This window comes from Nonomuraea sp. NPDC050556, assembly GCF_044457355.1.
In the GTDB taxonomy this organism is placed as follows: domain Bacteria; phylum Actinomycetota; class Actinomycetes; order Streptosporangiales; family Streptosporangiaceae; genus Nonomuraea.
Map to the genome: position 1 here is coordinate 1,767,909 of NZ_JBITGU010000001.1, position 17,044 is coordinate 1,784,952.

The following is a 17,044-nucleotide window of genomic DNA, read 5'->3' on the forward strand; positions in this document are numbered from 1 at the left end:
CGCCCATGACCTCCCTACGCCGACTCGGCCGCCTGCTGGGCGCCCTCGTCACCAGCTGCGTTCTGATCCTCGGCCTGAGCGGGGCGACCGTTTCCGCCTCCGCGGCCGACACCACCGGCACCAAACCGACCGTGGTGCTCGTACGGCGCGTTCGCCGACGCCTCCGGGTTCAACGACATGATCACCCTGCTGGGGGCGGCCGGTTTCCCGGTGATCGCGCCGGCCAACCCGCTTCGCGATGCCGCCGGTGACGCCGCCTACATCTCCAGCGTCCTGGACACCATCACCGGCCCGATCATCCTGGTCGGCCACTCCTATGGCGGCATCGTCATCACCAACGCCGCCCGCGGCCACGCCAACGTCAAAGCCCTGGTCTACCTCGCCGCGTTCGCACCCGACCAGGGCGAAAGCGCCCTCCAGCTGGCCGACCGGTTCCCCGGCAGCAAGCTCGGCACGGCGCTGCAGACCCGGCACTACCCGCTGCCCGACGGCACGATGAACGGGGTCGACGGTTACATCACCGCCGACAAGTTCCGCGAGGTCTTCGCCGCCGACCTGCCCGCCGCCAGGACCCGGCAGATGGCCGCCACCCAGCGTCCCGGCAGTGTCAACGGCCTCATGGGCGGCAGCGGCGAACCCGCCTGGAAAACCATCCCGTCCTGGTACCTGATCCCCACGAAGGACAACGTCATCCCGCCCGCCGCCCAGCGCTTCATGGCAGAACGCGCCGGAAGCAAGATCCGCGAGATCGACTCCTCGCACGTCGTGATGATCTCCCACCCCGCCGCCGCCACGGCGACCGTCCTGTCCGCGTACTACGCCACCCGATAAGGGGACCGACATGAAACCCGACACCATCGTCCTCATCCACGGCTTCTGGGTCACCCCCCGCAGCTGGGAACACTGGATCACCCACTACCAGGCCAAGGGCTACAAGGTCCTCGCCCCCGCCTATCCCGGGTTCGAGGTCGAGGTCGAAGCGCTCAACGCCGACACCACCCCCATCGAGCAGGTGACCGTACCCCAGATCATCGACTCCCTGGAGAAGCTGATCAGCGGCCTGGACACCCCGCCGATCCTCATGGGGCACTCGGCCGGAGGGGTCTTCACCCAGGTCCTGCTCGACCACGGGTACGGCGCGGCCGGGGTGGCGATCAACTCCGCCCCCACGGAAGGCGTCAAGATCATCCCACTGTCGCAGCTCAAGGCCACCTTCCCCGTGCTCAAGAACCCCGCCAACCGGCACAAGGCCGTCGGCCTCGACTTCGAGCACTGGCGCTACGCCTTCACCAACACCTTCCCCGAGGACCAGGCCCGCGCCACCTACGAGCGCTACCACGTCCCCGCCTCCGGCAACATCTTCTGGGGCAGCGCGCTGGCCAACATCCACCCCGGCAAGGACGACAACTACGTCGACTACCACAACGACGACCGCAAGCCCCTGCTGTTCATCTCCGGGGAGAACGACAACCTGATGCCGCCGAAGATCCAGCGCTCCAATGCCAAGCACTACAAGGCGCCGAACACGATCACCGAAGTCATCGAGTTCCCCGGCCGTTCCCACCTGATGCCCGCTCAGCAGGGCTGGGAAGAGGTCGCCGACCGCGCCCTCGCGTGGGCACTCAACCACAGCTGACACCTACGCGAGGAGAGCGTTCCATGTCGGACGTCAGGTTCACCCACATTGGCGGTCCCACCGTCCTCATCGAGTTCGACGGCTGGCGGCTGCTGACGGACCCGACCTTCGACGCCCCCGGCCGGACCTACGCGTTCGGCTGGGGGACCTCCTCCCGCAAGCTCACCGGTCCCGCCCTGTCCGCGGCCGACGTCGGGCCCGTGGACGCCGTCCTGCTCACTCACGACCATCACGGCGACAACCTCGACGACGCCGGCCGCCTCTTCCTGTCCACCACAGCCACGATCACCACCTCCTCGGGCGCCCGCCGGCTCGGCGGGACCACCCGGGGACTCGCCTCCGGCCAGACCACCCGGCTGCAGGCACCCGGCCGGCCGGCGATCGAGATCACCGCCACCCCGTGCCGGCACGGTCCGCCGCTGAGCCGGCCCATCACCGGCCAGGTCATCGGCTTCGCCCTCACCTGGACCGGCCAGGCCCACGGTCCCCTGTGGATCACCGGTGACACCGTCTACCACCGCGCCCTGCGCCGGGCCGCCGCCCGGATCCGGCCCGGAACGGTCCTGCTCCATCTGGGCGGCGTCGGCTTCCCCCTCACCGGACCGCTGCGCTACACCATGACGGCCCGGCAGGCCGTACGGCTGTGCGAAACCATCGCTCCGCACACGATCCTGCCGGTCCACTACGAGGGCTGGCAGCACTTCCGGCAGGGTCGCGACGGCATCGAGCGGGACCTGCGGCGGGCACCCGAGCACGTCAGCGGTCGCTTCCACTGGCTGGCCACCGGATCGCCGGAGCAGGTTCAGCTCTGAGTGATTCGGCCCGCGTTACAGGATGCGCTCACCAACGCCGCCAGGCAGGCTCGATACCTCGAGACGCCCCTTCGGGAAGTCACGGAGTGCACACCCGGAATGGACTCGTTACGGCTTCCAGCCCGTGTGCTCCAGCCAGGTCCGCAGCGTCATCAGCCCGGGGTGCTCGGCGCGCAGGGCCTCCAGGTCGGGCACGGGGGCGGGGTGCTGGTTGAAGTAGGTGAACATCTGCGCGAGCTGCTCGTCGAACGCGCGGATCCGCTCGATCGGCGTCTGCTGGAAGCGGGTGGGCTGCCCGGTGAACGAGGCGATGGTCTCGGCGATCTCCAGCGGGGTGAGCACGTCGCCCACCAGCTCGACGGTGCGCCCGATGTACCGTCCGGGGTCGCCGAAGGCGATGGCCGCGAACGCGCCGATGTCCTCGACGGCGATGAGCTGCATCGGCAGCTCGGCCGGGATCGCCAGGTTGAGCGTCAGCTCGCCGTCCGACTGGGCGGGACGGTTGTAGGTGGCGAAGTTGTCCATGAACGAGACCGGCCGCAGCACCGTGGCGGGCTGGCCGAGCGCGTGGATGTGCCGCTCGATGGCCGCCTTGCTCTCGTAGTACGGGATCCCGGACTCGGCGCCCGCGCCGTTCAGCGAGCTGTAGACCAGGTGGCCGATACCCATCTCGCGGGCCAGCTCGGCCACGGCCTTGCCCCTGCGTTCCTCGTCGATCACGCCCTGGGGGCTGATCCGGTGGCCGACCATCATGGTCAGCGCCAGGAACACGCCGTCCACGCCCTCCATCGCGGTGCGCAGCGAGCCGGTGTCGTCGAGGTCGCCCGTGCTCAGCTCGACGCCGAGCTCGGCCAGCGCCAGAGCGCCCGGCGCGCCGGGATCGCGGACCAGGGCGCGGACCGGGTGGCCGCGTTCGAGCAGCTGGCGCGTGGTCGCGCCGCCCTGCTGGCCGGTCGCGCCGATGACTAGAATCTTGTGGTTCGTCCCCGAAGGCTCCATGCTCGGCAGAGTAACGATCAGGTCCGACCCGGTCCTGTTACTGCTGGTACCAGTCGGCGTGCGCGGAGGTCGATTCGGCGTGAGGGACGATGCGGCTCGCCGTACCGAGCTGGCAGCTTTCCTGCGCACGCGGCGGGGACGGCTGCGCCCGGCCGACGTGGGCCTGACCGAGTACGGTGACCCGGCCCGCCGCCGCACCCCCGGGCTGCGGCGCGAGGAGGTCGCCAAACTCTCCGGCGTCAGCCTCACCTGGTACACCTGGCTGGAACAGGGCCGCGACATCACCGCCTCGGCCCAGGTGGTCGACGCGCTGGCCAGGGCGCTGCGGCTGGACCACGACCAGCACCGCCACCTGCGCAGCCTGGCCAACCTGACGGCCCCGCCCGCCTCCCCACCGGTCGGCGCGGCGCTGCCGCGGCTGCAGCGCCTGGTCGACTCCTCCTCCCCCGACATGGCCTCGATCTACGACGCCCACTTCGACTACCTGGTGTGGAACTCCTCCTACGCCCGCTTCCGCCACGACCCGGAGCTGGTGCCGCCCGATCGGCGCAACCTGCTGTGGATGTTGTTCACCGACGCCGGCAACCGGGCCAGGATGGTGCGCTGGGAACCGGCGGCCCGCGCGGTCCTCAGCCAGTTCCGCGCCGCGGTGGGCCGCCGTCCCGGCGATCCGCGCCTGGCGGCGCTGGTGGAGGAGCTGAGCGAGGCCAGCGCGGAGTTCCGCGCGTGGTGGCCGGACTACCAGGTACGTTACTTCCGGCCTTCGATCATCGAGATCGACCACCACGAGGCGGGGCGGCTGAAGCTGGAGATGTTCCAGGTCCGGCCGGTGGAGGATCCCGACCTGCTGATGGTCGTGCAGGTACCCGCCGACGCCGAGACCCGCAGGCGCATCACCACCATCCTGAACGGCTAAGCGGCTCAGCGGCCGACCAGGCGCATGTGCGCGTGGCCGTAGCGGTCACCGCTCACGCCGACCCGGGCGGCCAGAGCGTCCAGATCGGCTCGCTCGTCGGCGGACAGTCCCACCGTGGCGGCCCCGGCGTTCTCGTGCAGGCGGGACAGGCGGCGGGTGCCGGGGATGGGGACGATCCAGGGTTGCTGGGCCAGCAGCCAGGCCAGGGCGAGTTGGCCGGGGCTGGCCTGCTTGGCCGCGGCCAGCTCGCGCAGGTGCTCCACCAGCGCCTGGTTGGCGGCCAGGTTGTCGGCGTCGAACCTCGGGATACCGGCCCGGATGTCGCCTTCGGCGAAGGTGGCCTGCGCGTTCACGGAGCCGGTCAAGAACCCCTTGCCCAGCGGACTGAACGGGACGAACCCGATCCCCAGTTCCGCGCAGGCGGGCAGCACGTGCGGTTCTGGGTCACGGGTCCACAGCGAGTACTCCGACTGCACCGCGGTGACCGGATACACCGCGTGCGCCCTGCGCAGGGTGGCGGCGCCGACCTCGGACAGCCCGAAGTGCCGTACCTTGCCCGCCTTGACCAGCTCGCCGACGGTGCCGGCGACGTCTTCGATCGGCACCTCCGGGTCGACCCGGTGCTGGTAGAACAGGTCGATCGCCTCCACACCCAGGCGGCGCAGGCTCGCCTCGGCCACGGCGCGGATCTGTTCAGGCCGGGAGTTCAACCCGGCCGCCTTGCCGCCGGCGATGTCCCAGCCGAACTTGGTGGCCACCTGCACCTGGTCACGGATCGGGCCGATGGCCTGGCCGACGAGCTCTTCGTTGACGTAGGGGCCGTAGACCTCGGCGGTGTCGAGGAAGGTCACCCCGGCCTCCACCGCCGACCTGATCACGCCGATCATGTCGTCCCGGGTGCCGGGATTGGGGCCGTAGCTTTGGGACATGCCCATGCAGCCCAGCCCCAGGGCTGACACCCGCAGTCCCTGCCCCAGAGTTCTGATGTGCACGTTCGCCTCCGTAAGACGGACTGACAGTCATTCGATGATGGGCCGGGCCTGAGCGGGCGCGTCGGCGCTGCTCGTGGCCCACGCGGCCAGGAGTTGCAGGCCGTCTCCGGACGAGGTGCCCGCTTCGGCGGAGTAGGTCAGCAGGGTGAGGAGCGTGTCGCCGGGCAGTTCGAAGGCTTCGTAGTCGAGGTCGAGGTCGCCGACGGCGGGGTGGTGGAAGCGCTTGGTGCCGTGCTGGTGGACGTAGACGTCCTGGGCGGCCCACCAGGTGCGGAAGGGGTCGCTGCGCATCGACAGCTCGCCGATCAGACTGACCAGGTGCTCGTCGTGGGGGTTGCGCGCGGCGGCGATGCGCAGCGCGGCCACAGCGGAGCGGGCGACCTGCGCCCAGTCGGGGTAGAAGGCCTGGGCGTGCGGGTTGAGGAAGGTGAAACGCATCGAGTTGACCGGCAGCACCTCCCCGGCCGCGAACATCGGCGAATACAACGCCATGGCCAGAGGGTTGGCGGCCAGGATGTCGAAGCGATGGTCGCGCACCAGCGCGGGCACCCCGTTCATCGACTCCAGCACCCGCCGGACCGGCACACGCACCTCGGGAGTCTTGACGCGGCGGGCGCGGACGGCCGGAGTGGCGGCGGCGCGGGCCAGATGGTGCAGGTGCGCGGCCTCGACCTCGTCCAGTCGCAGGGCCCTGGCGATGGCGTCCAGGACGCTGTCGGAGGCGCCGGCCAGGTTCCCGCGTTCCAGCCGGGTGTAGTACTCGACGCTGACCCCAGCCAGCGCGGCGACCTCTCCCCTGCGCAGGCCCTCGACGCGGCGGCGGCCGTGGGAGGGCAGCCCGGCCTGCTGCGGGCTGACCTTGGCCCGGCGTGAGGTGAGGAACGCCCGGACCTCGCTGCGGTTGTCCATATGCCCAGGTTAGGCACCTCGGCCGGGGTGAGGGGGTCCCTGCTGGTACCCCTCTGGCGGGTGACTGTCTCCCGTCGCCGGGGTGCGGTTGGCTGGAAAGACGAAGAGCTCGCCGTGGCCGCCGTTTTGCCTGGTACGGGCCGCCGCGCGGGCCGCACGATCATGACCAGGGAGTGCTCCATGCAGACCGTCGCCTTGAACAACGGCGTCCAGATGCCGATCCTGGGTTCGGGGTCTTCCAGATCCCGGCCGACGACACCGAGCAGGCCGAGGGGTATCGCAAGTTCGACACAGCTGCCTCGTATGAGAACGAGGAAGCCGTCGGCCGGGCGATCGGGATCTCCAACTTCCACCCCGACCGGGTCGTCGACCTCGTCGACCACAACGACATCACCCCGGCGGTCAACCAGATCGAGGTCCACCCCTTCTTCCAGCGCGCCGCCGACCAGCAGATCAACGGCGAGCGCGGCATCGTCATCGAGTCGTGGGGACCGTTCGCCGCGGGCAAGAACAACCTGTTCACCGACCCCGTCCTCACCGGCATCGGGCAGGCGCACGGCAAGAGCGTGGCGCAGGTGGTGCTGCGCTGGCTGATCCAGCGCGGCATCCCGGTCAACGCCAAGTCCGCCAGCCCTGAGCGGATGAAGGCCAACCTGGAGGTGTTCGACTTCGAGCTCACCGGCGAGGAGATGGAGCGCATCGCCGCTCTGGACACCGGCGCCTCCCTGTACTTCGACCACCGCGACCCTGCCATGGTCACCTGGCTCGGCAACCGCCGCGATGGACCGTTCCCCCCCGGGCCCTCGACCGCCGCCAGGTCCTGCGGGGCGCGCTGCTGTTGGGAGGCACCATGATCACCGCGACTGCTTGCGGCGACGGGCCCCAGCCCGCTGTCCAGCCGCCGGGCCAGCCGAGCCCCGGGCCGTTCTCGCAGTCGGCGAACCGCACAGTACTGCTGGCCTACTTCTCCCGGCCCGGCGGGAACTACTACAACGGCGGCCGTCGCGACCTCGAGGTCGGCAACACCCAGGTCCTCGCACAGATGATCGGCGACCGGCTGGACTGCGACGTCTACCGGATCCAGCCCGCCGACCCGTACCCCCACGACTACGAGCAGACCGTCGCCCGCAACGTCCGCGAGCAGAACGCCAACGCCCGCCCCGCCATCGCCGGCACCCTGCCCGACCTCGACCGTTACCAGGTCGTCCTGCTGGCCAGCCCCATCTGGAACGCCCGCGCCCCCATGACGACTTCACCGGCAAGACCGTCCACCCCCTCGCCACCCACGCCATGAGCGGCCTGGGCACCACAGAAGCCGACTACACCGCCTCCTGCCCCGGCGCCACCCTCGGCGAGGGCCTGGCCGTACGCGGTGAGGAAGTCGCCGACGCCGGTGCCACCATCGACACCTGGCTGCGCCGTACCGGCCTGCCCCGCGCCTGATGGTGAACCGGCTCGCTGGTACGCACCTGACCGCGGCCGCAATCTGGGCAGACGGCCGGGTGGGTGGAGATCGTCAATCTGATGGCTGTACGGCCGGGCCCGACCGGCGAAGCGTGATTCGAGCCGGTAAGCTCCCGATGAAGTCCTGCCCTGCAGGTGCCGGTTTCACCCGTAACGTGGTGTTCCGCTCCAAGGCGAGGATGCCATGGCGTTCAACCCAGCCCCGGACTTCTTCCCCCATCCCACCATCAGGTAGCCGGTGACCGCCGACCCCGCTGCCAGCCAGGTCGACACCTTCACCAGCTCACAGTCCTGCATTAATGGCGATGGTAAGAGCATCGATATCCATCACGCGTACATAGGCAAGTCGGCTGGATCCCAGCAACCGTCTGATGCCCTCAGAGGCACGTCAGGCTCGGGTGAGCGCTACGGCCAGTTCTGCGCTGCGCTGGGCGAATGCGGCCCATTCAGGCGGTGTCGCGGCGCTCGCCCGGGCGATGGCCGGGCGACTGCACTCGTACTGATCCCACCGGTTCAGACGGCCGCCGCGGACGCTGAAGGTGACGGCGAGCCCATCGGCCCAGCCGCATATGCCATGGTCGCCGCCGCCCTCGACCGTGACGCGCTGCACGCTCGTCACCCAGTCGAGCGCCGCTAGTTCGTCGTGGACCCGGGCGGCCAGCTCGAAGTTGAGCGCAGCCGCCGCACGATCGCGAGCCGCCGTCAGCACTTCACGCGCGGCCTCGGTGTTCGTCCCGTCGAGCGCGGAGACGACAGCAGCGCCCAGCCGTTCCCTGAGCTGTGGGCCGATGCCGCGCCTTGCCGCGATGTCGCGCTCGGCACCGCTGAGCCGATCACGCGTATAGGACAGGGGAAACACCCGGTGCAGCCCCGAGATCGCCTGCCGTGCTTTCGCTCCGCCGAGATAGGGGCCGAAACCGACAACCCCCTCGAACTGTGCGCGATGGCTCGTGCGTACCCCAGCGGTTCGCGGGCGCGTGTCGACCAGGATGTAGATCGCCGCCTCCGCACCGCCCGGCGTACGATTCCAGGGCGGCATGTCGGCTTCCAGTAAGTTGCGCTCGAGCCATGCGGCCTCGTGCACCGAGTCGCAGACCACGGCCTCGACCCGGGCGATTCGGGCGACCATGCTCGTCAGGTGCAGGCGATCACGCAGGTCACCCCAGTAGGACTGCACCCGGCTCCGAAGGTCGGTGGCGCGCCCCAGATAGAGAACCTGTCCGCCTCTGTCGCGGAACCGATAGACACCAGGTTCATGAGGCAGCCGTGCTGCCGCAGATCGTGTGGACACCGAGCCGAGTCAAACACCGCGCCGTCGAACGCGTCAACCGGGTGTAGACGTGTCAGCCTGCCACCGCCTCACAGCGTGCCGGCCACTACCGCTTCCCCCAAGGGGGTGAGCAGGTGCAGCACAGTGTTGGCGATCCTGCTCGTCGTGACGAGGCCGGAGTTTCGCAGGATTCTGGTGTGCTGGCTCGCCGCCGCCGGTGAGATGCCGAGGCGGACGGCCAGCTCAGTGGTTCCGCAGGCGCCGTCGGCCAGCACCCGCAGCATCCGACTCCGGGTGCGGCCGAGGAGCTCGGCCAGCGGCTCCCGGGGGTCCCCGGCGTCGGCGCCGATGAAGCTCCGCCCGGACCATGACGCTGGATAGACGAGCCGCAGGGGGCCCTCGGGATTGCCCGCCGTGAAGCTGAGCATGGGTTCGGGCCCGACGAAAACCGAGGGGACCAGGGTCAGCCCACGCCCTTCAAGGTATTCGTCGGCCACCGCACCGCCCTTGGTCTTGACCTCCAGCACCGGCGGGTTCCACCGGACCGTCGGCGGATGGAGGGTGGCGAGCAATTGGTCCAGCCCGCCGTCCAGGAGGATGCGACCGCGCATGGCCCGGTCCGCCTCCAATTGCGAGCGCAAGCGCGTCCACTCCGGCGCGATGGCGAACTGGTGGAACTCGCGCAACGCCGAAACCACCGGGGTCCTGTCCTCAGCGAGCAGGCTGCGCACCCATGTGGGCGGGCTGTGTGCCAAGCGCGCGAGCAGAGGGTCGACCTCGATGCGCAGCGCCGCCCGCGGCGCGGCGTGCAACCGTTCCAGGCCATCCTCGACCACGGCCGCTTCGCCCAGAAGGGCGAACAGGTCGAGCCCGTGGTAGGTGTCCTGATACAGCGGACCGAGCAGGCGCAGAAGGGGCGGCCGGTTCTGGCGGAGGCGCTGTGACCACGTATGAAACCTCAGGCCGGGTGAGGGGTGGCGTAACAACATCAGGGCGGCCGACGCCTCCGCCAGCGGGCCGAACGTCGGGGCGACACGCGTCTTCCCCAGATCTTCGGTACTGAAGTGGATCCGCATCAGCTTTCACCCTGACCTGCGTGTTTAAGCCCTCGCTTCAGGACCGTTGTGTACCGGCATGCGGCGATCAATGATCAAGTGTCGCAGAGATCCTGAGATGTGAACGCCGATCGGAGCCGCCATCACCGAAGGCCGGACGAATTTCGGCAACGGTCCTGAACTCCGCAGGATCTACCTCTTTCCGAACCGCCGCAGGCGGCCATCAACAGGCCTCTATTCTCCCAACGATCACACGATGAAGGATGCCAATGGCTCGTAAGCACATTCGTAGCGTCGTCGTCCTCGGTGGTACCGCTCTTCTTCTCACGTTGCTCGCGCCCGCCGCCAACGCCGACACGATCAACTATTCGGGGGTGTCGATCGGCTACTGCACCGTTTACCTGCAGGTGCGCTCCACCGACGGCTACGTGCGCATCAAATACGAGAACACCAGCACCAGCCTCGGTATCAATTGCTTCGCCCAGCTGTTCCGCAAGCGCTACAACGCCGATGGAACCGTGATGTACGACTGGTCGGAGCAGGAGGGTGTGGTCTTCGGCAGGTACACGACTGGCTACACGCCCTGGCATTGGAACGGCGCGCACGCGGGCTCCAAAGGCAAGCTGACCTACATGTCGACAGGCCAGGAAGGATACACATCCGCCAAATGGTGAACGCTCGCCAATAACCTTCCAAGGAGAACAGATGCAGATCCTGAAGAAGATCGCCCTCACCACTGCGCTTGGTAGCGCCGTTCTCGCAGGCGGCGCGGCAACCGCCCTCGCCGAAGCGCCTGCGACATTTACAAACGCCAGCAGTGCTCGAATCTGGTTCTACGGATATTTCTATCCCGCGGCAGGCACCGCGCGATCCAGGGCCGAAGCGGAATCCGAGTGCTACGTCGAAGGTGAAGCCTTCGTTCGGAGCCACCGTCTCTACACGTACAGCTGCACGTGGACGTACACGTACTCACGCCGAGGCGGCTGGAACGGCTGGGCATACGCCGGGCACGCGTACTGAGTTGTGCCTACGGCGACGGAAAGCCCGAGGCGACGCAGCGTGGTTGTGCGTTCGCGGCGGCACCCTGGAGTATCCCGGTGGGACACGCCATCCAGATGGTGAGCTGACCGAACATGCCGGGATCGAAGCGAGGGGAACTCCCAGCCTCCTTGAGGGCCGAGTGTGGACCGCTTGGGGCAACGAGGTCACGAGCGCGGCGAAAGCGCTCGTGATGGTCAGGTAGCGCGAACGATCATCATGCTGCACGCTGTACGGCTGGGGGATCGCGTGCGTCAGGTTGTCCCAGCAGGTCCATGACAATGCTGACAGGCACAGAGCGGGTAGCAGTCTGGCCGGCGCGGCCAACAGCGCCCGATCGGCCCAGTCCGGCCTGGGACGGACGACCTGGCGACGCGGCACCGCGACCTCATGCCGCCACACCAAGAGCTCCATCTCCGAGTGAGCCGAATACCCTGACCACCAGCAGATACAACACGAGAGACGAGCCTGGAAGACCAGGTCAGGCCCTCATTGCCAGATTCTGGCACCGGGCCTTCCCCGGCCGGAATCGGCCCGGCGGGCATCGGGCCGGAGGCCGTCCGGGACGCTGGTACGCCGAAGGACTGGTCACGCCGGTGCGGGCACTGGGCGAACCGCCCGACGTCGTCGGGTCGGCCCGCGACCGGTCAGGCGGACCCGGATGACATCTGTTCGCCCAGTGCGCCGAGCGACTACTCACCGCCCTCTGGTTCAGATGTTCTCGCTCACCGCCCTGCCGATGAAGGCAGCAGTCAGGTCCGGATGGGAGACGAACACCAGGTGCGAGGCGCCCTCGACGACCTCGATCCGCGCGCCGGACCGCCGGGCCATGAACTCCTGCGCCGCGGGCGGGATGATCCGGTCGTCGCCGCTGATCAGGTTGTAGCTCGGGATCGTGTGCCAGGCCTGCGGGCCTTCGGCGGGCTCGCCGAGTGCGGCACCGGTGGCGGGACGCTGGGTGATCGCGAGGAGCGCGGCCTGATCCGCGGGCAGGTCCCCCGCGAAATTGAGGTGGAACACTCGCGGGTCGATGTAGAGGTCGACCTGCTCGCCGGGCAGCGGCACGGGCTTGAGCGAGACTCCCACGGTGCTGCCGGGGAACTTCTCGACCAGCTCCTGGACGCTCTCCCCCGTCTCCGGCACGAACGCCGCCAGGTAGACCAGCGCCTTCACCGCGGAGTTCCCGGTGGCGGCGGCGGAGATGACGGCCCCGCCGTACGAATGACCGACCAGGATGATCGGCCCCTCGATGCTCTTCAGCAGCGCCTTGACCTGCTCCGCATCGGAGGAGAGCCCCCGCAGCGGGTTCGGCGCGGCGACGACCCGATGGCCGTCGGAGGCGAGTCGCTCGATGAGTGGGGTGAAGCCGCTGCCGTCCGCGAAGGCTCCGTGCACGAGCACGATCGTCGGTTCGCTGTGTGCCATGTCCTGCCCTTTCCGTCGTGTTGGTGGCAGGCTACGGCGGCGCACTGAACGGGAACTGGCGCCCGCTGTTCCCAGATCGTTCCGTACGCGTCACGTCAGCTCGGCCACGTCGACCCGCAAACGGGCGCAGGGATGGTCTCGTACGAGAAAGCCGACGGGCTACCTGGCCGTAGCCCGACGACTACGACGTCCCGCTTCCAGGGTTCGATTTCGCGGTACGGTTCCCTGCCGAGTCCGGTGGGGAGCGGGCTCGCTCCTAGTCGAACGGCTCTTCCCGAGGCGGACCGACCAGTGCCCGCAGCCGAGGGCGCGGAAGCTGCGCGCGAGCCGATGAGTGAGCTACCGCCGACCACACGGCTGAGCGTCCGCCAGGGGGGACGACGGCCCGCCGTACGCCGGCCAAGGGCCCGTTCGCAGGCGGGCAGGACGCCTGGGGCTGCGATCACACCGTGACAGCCGCCGGGCGGCGGCAGGAGTAGACCAGGGCGGGCGGGAGGTTCGCCCACACCGTCCGGCCGACGACCACCTCGTCGAAGCTTGACCGCATCGAGCGCAGCAGCCGTCGTGCCGACGGCGTCCACCGGGCGTGCACGTAGGCGAAGGTGGTGAACACCCCCTCCGGCGGCAAGGCCGCCACGACCGAGGACAACACCTCGCGCTGCAGGCCCTCCGGGAAGGCCGCCCACGGAAGACCGCTGACCACCACCTCGGCCTGGCGCAGCCCCCGCGCCGCCAGCACCTCGACGAGGTCGGCGGCGTCCGCGTGAACGACGTCCACGCCCGGGTGAAGAGCCGCCAGTTTCCGTGCGAACCGGGCGTTGACCTCAACGGCGATGTGCCGGCCGCGTCCGGCCAGCCGCCGCTGGATGGCCTCGGTGAACGCGCCGGCACCCGGTCCGAGCTCCACGACGACCGGAGCTCCGGTGCTGGGGACGGCCGCCGTCGCCACCCTGGTCAATGCCGCGCCGCTCGGCGCGATCGCACCGACCGTCATGGGATCGCGCACGAACTCCAGGAAGAACGACACCGCTCAACCCCGCCGGGAGGGGGCCGAGACCGCCCTGACGTGAAACGCCAGCCCGATGCCCCACGCGAGCAGCGAATACAGCGGCCAGAAGAAGTGCCGCGGGGTGAAGAGCCACCACACCACGACGTAGCGGACGATGTGGATCCGCAGGCCCGCCCGTGCGCTTGGTTCAGATTTCATGGCGACAGGCTAAATCGGCCCACTTGACGGCTTGGGAACCGTTCGTGAACCCGGCCATCCAGAGATCGTCAAGTCCGCGAACCTACGCTGACCAGCAATCAACCCCCCTGGTGAAAGGTTCCGCAACCCATGACCACAACCCGCCGTACCCTGCTCGCCGGATCGGCCGCGGCCACCGCCGGCGTCCTGCTCGGCGCCACCTCGGCGCAAGCTCACACCCGCCCGGACGACCTGCCCAAGCCGACCATCGTTCTGGTGCACGGCGCTTTCGCCGACGCCTCGAGCTGGAACGGCGTCGCCGGACGGCTCATGCGCGCCGGCTACCCGGTGCTGGCCCCTGCCAATCCGCTGCGCGGTGTGGCCGCCGACGCCGCCTACCTGGCCGGGGTGCTCGCGACGCTCAGCGGGCCGGTGGTGCTCGCGGCGCATTCCTACGGCGGGATGGTCATCACCAACGCCGCAGTCGGCAACGCCAACGTGAAGGCACTGGTCTACGTCGCGGCCTTCACCCCCGACGAGGGCGACACGCTGGTGGGCCTCCAGACGAAGTACCCCGGGAGCAAGCTGGGAGAGGCGGCGCTGGACTTCCGCCCCTACGGGACCGGCCTCGTCGACGCGTACGTCAAGCACGAATCCTTCCACCAGGTGTTCGCCGGCGACCTGCCACGGTCTACGGCCGACCTGATGTGGGCCGGGCAGCGGCCGAGCGACGTGCGGGCGCTTCAGGAGCCGTCCGGGGCACCGGCGTGGAAGGAGATCCCCTCCTGGTATCTCGTGGCCCGCGACGACAAGGTGCTCCCGGCCGCCGCCCAGCGGTTCATGGCGCAGCGCGCCGGTGCGCGCATCACCGAGGTCAGAGCCTCCCACGTCGCGATGATCTCGCGGCCTGACGTGACGTTCGACCTCATCGCGCGCGCCGCGCGCTAGAGGAGACGACCTTGTACCAGCGTGCCCACGAGGACCAGGGCACGGCCGCCCGCAATCCGAAGCTGACGTTGTTCGCGCTGGGGCTGGGCACCTTCGCGATCGGCACCGGCGAGTTCGGCAGCAACGGCATCATCCAGTTGTTCGCGGTCGATCTCAGCGTGTCGCTCCCGGTCGCGACCTACGCCATCACCGCGTACGCCCTCGGGGTGGTGATCGGCTCCCCGCTGATCACACTGTTCGCCGCCCGGGTCAACCGGCGCACCCTGCTGCTCGGCCTGATCGTCCTGTTCGTGGTCGGCAACGGGCTCTCCGCGATGGCGCCGGATCTCGCGTCGCTCGTCGCCTTCCGGTTCGTGGCCGGCAGCGTACAGGGCGCGTTCTTCGGCGCCGGGGCCGTCGTCGCCGCCTACGTGTACGGCCCCGGCCAGGGCGGCAAGGCCTTCGCCACCGTCATGGGCGGGCTCACCCTCGCCACCATCGCCGGCTCGCCGCTCGGCACCTTCATCGGCCAGAACGCCGGGTGGCGCACCATGTACTTGGCCGTGGTGGGCATCGGCCTGCTGGCCGGGGCGGCCCTGGTGGCCTGGCTGCCCCGCACCGACGCCCTGCACGGCGGGTCCATCGCCGGGGAACTGGGGGCCCTGCGCCGGGTCGACGTCTGGCTGATGGTGGCCGTCGCGGCGCTCGGCATCTCCAGCATCTTCGCCGTCTACACCTTCATCGGCCCGTTCGTCACCGACGCGGCGGCGCGGGACGCGTCGCTCATCCCGATCGCCCTCGCCGTCTTCGGCCTCGGCATGGCCGCGGGGAACCATCTCGGCGGACGCGTCGCCGACCGGTACGAGCACCGCGGGCTGACCTATGGGTACGGCGGTGCGCTCGCGCTTCTGGCGGTGATCGGCGTGGCCGGCGACGACCTGCTGATCCTGCTGCCCTGCCTGTTCGCCGTCGGCGGGACGATGATGTTCGCGATCCCCACCATCCAGGTACGGCTGACCAGCCTCGCGCCTGAAGCTCCTGCCCTGATGGGCGCGCTCAACCTGGCCGCACTCAACCTGGCCAACTCGCTCGGCGCCATCGGCGGCGCGATCACCATCGACGTCGGCTGGGGAACCCTGTCCACCGTCTGGGCCGGCTTCGCCCTCACCACCTCCGGGCTTCTCCTCTACCTCATGACCGCGGCCAGGTCGAAGTGGGCTCCGTGAACGAGGGTGCGGCCCTGAACGACGGGCGATCGCGCCAACTTGCCGCGTACGGCGAGGCCGGTCGGGACCTGTCCCTGCCCGGCGACTGGTCATCCGCTCGGACGCCCACCGTGCTGCTGGAGGACGGCACGGCGAGCGGCCGGAACGCTGCTTCATCCGAGCCGACCCGTATCGGGCTGGCTGGCCGGAGTCGACCTGCCCGACGACGGCTCCGTAGTCACGAACGGTCTGCTGCCCGCCAAGCCGTACGGCAGGCGGCCGGGGGCGCGACCACCGTCCCCGCACCGATGAGGCACTTCTGCGCTCGCCGCAACGTCCCAGGCACCTGATCTGTCCCCCCATACCTGAACCGTAAGGAGCATCCCATGCCCACTCGAGTGAATCGGCAGACCGTCGATCTGTCCGGCTATCCAGACCTCATCGTCCTTTACCTCGGCATGCGAGTGAATCACCTCTACGGGATCCGGACCTTCTTCAGCTTTGGCCGGAAGATCAGTGAGTCGGTCGCTGGAAAGCCGGACGGGCTGCTGCTTCACGAGCCCGTGTACTACTCCTTCTTCCCGATGAACATGGGGATGCGCCAGTATTGGCGGGACCTGCCCTCGCTGCTCGCCTTCGCCCGATCCGAGCCACATCGGGAGTGGTGGCTGGACTTCCTGCGAGACTCGGGCGGCACCGGTTTCTGGCATGAGACCTACTCGGTCAAGGGCGGCATGGAGGCCGTCTACGACGACGTTCCCAAGCCGCTCGGCTTCGGCCGGTTCGCGGGAGTGCAGCGCGCTCGCGGACCCATGTTCGGTTCCGCTGCCCGCTTGGGACGCTCCGACAACGGCAGCCCGGTCCTGAGCGAAAGGGATCTCTACGGCTCCTAGCCGCTCGGACCGCGGACGGAGAGGTCCTGCCCGTCAATACGAGGACCCCGACATCAAGTCCCGTCGGCGACCCGTGTCACGAGGGTTGCCACGTCCCGTTCACCGCGACGAATTGTGTCCGAGCGGGGGCTGCGCGCGTGCCGCCCCCGGCAGTCGGTCCTCGATGCCGCCGACGTCCCGGTTCCCCAGCCGTGCCTACGATTGTTGCTCACCGCGGTAAGACCCGGCTGCTCATGGCGTCCTGCACCTAGGCGGAGCAGCCGGGCGCCCTCGTCATCGGGGTCAGTGCCTGCAGAGGCGGGCACACCGTCGATGTG

Annotated in this window: 19 protein-coding genes and 1 pseudogene; 12 read left to right on the forward strand and 8 right to left on the reverse strand. The window is 69.3% G+C overall.

Features of this window, described 5'->3' with window-relative positions:
* Positions 1-156 precede the first annotated feature (156 nt).
* The 3 genes and pseudogenes from ACIBG8_RS08960 to ACIBG8_RS08970 form a co-directional block, all read left to right on the forward strand.
* Positions 157-831: pseudogene (locus ACIBG8_RS08960) on the forward strand (alpha/beta hydrolase); the annotation flags it as partial.
* A 10-nt stretch (positions 832-841) separates the two neighbouring features.
* Complete coding sequence (locus tag ACIBG8_RS08965) at positions 842-1,636, forward strand: alpha/beta hydrolase (RefSeq protein ID WP_397342053.1); 795 nt, start codon at positions 842-844, stop codon at positions 1,634-1,636.
* A 23-nt stretch (positions 1,637-1,659) separates the two neighbouring features.
* A complete protein-coding gene (locus tag ACIBG8_RS08970; RefSeq protein WP_397342054.1) occupies positions 1,660-2,448 on the forward strand; it encodes an MBL fold metallo-hydrolase in 789 nt (262 codons plus the stop codon).
* 108 nt (positions 2,449-2,556) lie between these two features.
* On the opposite strand, the gene ACIBG8_RS08975 is transcribed toward ACIBG8_RS08970, so the two are convergent.
* Positions 2,557-3,447: an NmrA/HSCARG family protein gene (locus ACIBG8_RS08975; RefSeq protein ID WP_397342055.1), complete on the reverse strand. Its 891-nt coding sequence runs from the start codon at positions 3,445-3,447 to the stop codon at positions 2,557-2,559.
* Between the two features lie 79 nt (positions 3,448-3,526).
* Here ACIBG8_RS08975 and ACIBG8_RS08980 point away from each other — a divergent pair, with 79 nt between their 5' ends.
* Entirely contained in the window at positions 3,527-4,363 is an 837-nt protein-coding gene (locus ACIBG8_RS08980) for a helix-turn-helix transcriptional regulator (protein WP_397342056.1), read from the forward strand.
* A gap of 5 nt (positions 4,364-4,368) precedes the next feature.
* Here the strand turns inward: ACIBG8_RS08980 and ACIBG8_RS08985 are convergent, their stop codons facing one another.
* Positions 4,369-5,355, reverse strand: coding sequence for an aldo/keto reductase (locus ACIBG8_RS08985; protein ID WP_397342057.1), 987 nt, complete (start codon positions 5,353-5,355; stop codon positions 4,369-4,371).
* Between the two features lie 27 nt (positions 5,356-5,382).
* On the reverse strand, positions 5,383-6,264 hold the full coding sequence (locus ACIBG8_RS08990) for a helix-turn-helix transcriptional regulator (RefSeq protein WP_397342058.1): 882 nt from the start codon (positions 6,262-6,264) through the stop codon (positions 5,383-5,385).
* Positions 6,265-6,437: 173 nt separating this feature from the next.
* Between ACIBG8_RS08990 and ACIBG8_RS08995 the strand changes: the two genes are divergently transcribed.
* The 3 genes from ACIBG8_RS08995 to ACIBG8_RS09005 are packed head-to-tail and all read left to right on the forward strand — an operon-like array spanning position 6,438 to position 7,707.
* Positions 6,438-7,118, forward strand: a complete 681-nt coding sequence (locus ACIBG8_RS08995; protein WP_397342060.1) for an aldo/keto reductase — start codon at positions 6,438-6,440, stop codon at positions 7,116-7,118.
* Positions 7,115-7,558, forward strand: coding sequence for a flavodoxin (locus tag ACIBG8_RS09000; protein ID WP_397342062.1), 444 nt, complete (start codon positions 7,115-7,117; stop codon positions 7,556-7,558). The genes ACIBG8_RS08995 and ACIBG8_RS09000 overlap by 4 nt, the downstream gene beginning before the upstream one ends.
* On the forward strand, positions 7,555-7,707 hold the full coding sequence (locus ACIBG8_RS09005) for a hypothetical protein (protein ID WP_397342064.1): 153 nt from the start codon (positions 7,555-7,557) through the stop codon (positions 7,705-7,707). Before ACIBG8_RS09000 ends, ACIBG8_RS09005 begins: the two co-directional genes overlap by 4 nt.
* Positions 7,708-8,116: 409 nt before the next feature.
* Here ACIBG8_RS09005 and ACIBG8_RS09010 read toward each other — a convergent pair whose 3' ends face one another.
* Complete coding sequence (locus tag ACIBG8_RS09010; protein ID WP_397342067.1) at positions 8,117-8,905, reverse strand: UvrB/UvrC motif-containing protein; 789 nt, start codon at positions 8,903-8,905, stop codon at positions 8,117-8,119.
* A 182-nt stretch (positions 8,906-9,087) separates the two neighbouring features.
* Complete coding sequence (locus tag ACIBG8_RS09015; protein ID WP_397342068.1) at positions 9,088-10,074, reverse strand: ArsR/SmtB family transcription factor; 987 nt, start codon at positions 10,072-10,074, stop codon at positions 9,088-9,090.
* 248 nt (positions 10,075-10,322) lie between these two features.
* Here ACIBG8_RS09015 and ACIBG8_RS09020 point away from each other — a divergent pair, with 248 nt between their 5' ends.
* Together ACIBG8_RS09020 and ACIBG8_RS09025 are read left to right on the forward strand one after the other, a co-directional pair.
* Positions 10,323-10,727, forward strand: coding sequence for a hypothetical protein (locus ACIBG8_RS09020; RefSeq protein WP_397342069.1), 405 nt, complete (start codon positions 10,323-10,325; stop codon positions 10,725-10,727).
* A 31-nt stretch (positions 10,728-10,758) separates the two neighbouring features.
* Complete coding sequence (locus tag ACIBG8_RS09025) at positions 10,759-11,073, forward strand: hypothetical protein (protein WP_397342071.1); 315 nt, start codon at positions 10,759-10,761, stop codon at positions 11,071-11,073.
* 729 nt (positions 11,074-11,802) lie between these two features.
* Here the strand turns inward: ACIBG8_RS09025 and ACIBG8_RS09030 are convergent.
* The 3 genes from ACIBG8_RS09030 to ACIBG8_RS09040 all read right to left on the reverse strand — a co-directional run bounded on the left by ACIBG8_RS09030 (position 11,803) and on the right by ACIBG8_RS09040 (position 13,723).
* Positions 11,803-12,516, reverse strand: a complete 714-nt coding sequence (locus ACIBG8_RS09030; RefSeq protein ID WP_397342073.1) for an alpha/beta fold hydrolase — start codon at positions 12,514-12,516, stop codon at positions 11,803-11,805.
* Between the two features lie 442 nt (positions 12,517-12,958).
* Entirely contained in the window at positions 12,959-13,543 is a 585-nt protein-coding gene (locus ACIBG8_RS09035; RefSeq protein WP_397342074.1) for a class I SAM-dependent methyltransferase, read from the reverse strand.
* 3 nt (positions 13,544-13,546) lie between these two features.
* Positions 13,547-13,723: a 2TM domain-containing protein gene (locus tag ACIBG8_RS09040; RefSeq protein ID WP_397342076.1), complete on the reverse strand. Its 177-nt coding sequence runs from the start codon at positions 13,721-13,723 to the stop codon at positions 13,547-13,549.
* A gap of 129 nt (positions 13,724-13,852) precedes the next feature.
* Between ACIBG8_RS09040 and ACIBG8_RS09045 the strand changes: the two genes are divergently transcribed.
* The 3 genes from ACIBG8_RS09045 to ACIBG8_RS09055 all read left to right on the forward strand — a co-directional run bounded on the left by ACIBG8_RS09045 (position 13,853) and on the right by ACIBG8_RS09055 (position 16,727).
* Entirely contained in the window at positions 13,853-14,650 is a 798-nt protein-coding gene (locus ACIBG8_RS09045; RefSeq protein ID WP_397342077.1) for an alpha/beta fold hydrolase, read from the forward strand.
* A gap of 11 nt (positions 14,651-14,661) precedes the next feature.
* Positions 14,662-15,855 carry an MFS transporter gene (locus ACIBG8_RS09050; protein ID WP_397342078.1) on the forward strand — a complete coding sequence of 398 codons (1,194 nt, stop codon included), beginning with the start codon at positions 14,662-14,664 and terminating at the stop codon, positions 15,853-15,855.
* Positions 15,856-16,220: 365 nt separating this feature from the next.
* Entirely contained in the window at positions 16,221-16,727 is a 507-nt protein-coding gene (locus ACIBG8_RS09055; RefSeq protein WP_397342079.1) for a monooxygenase family protein, read from the forward strand.
* The last annotated feature ends 317 nt before the right edge of the window (positions 16,728-17,044 follow it).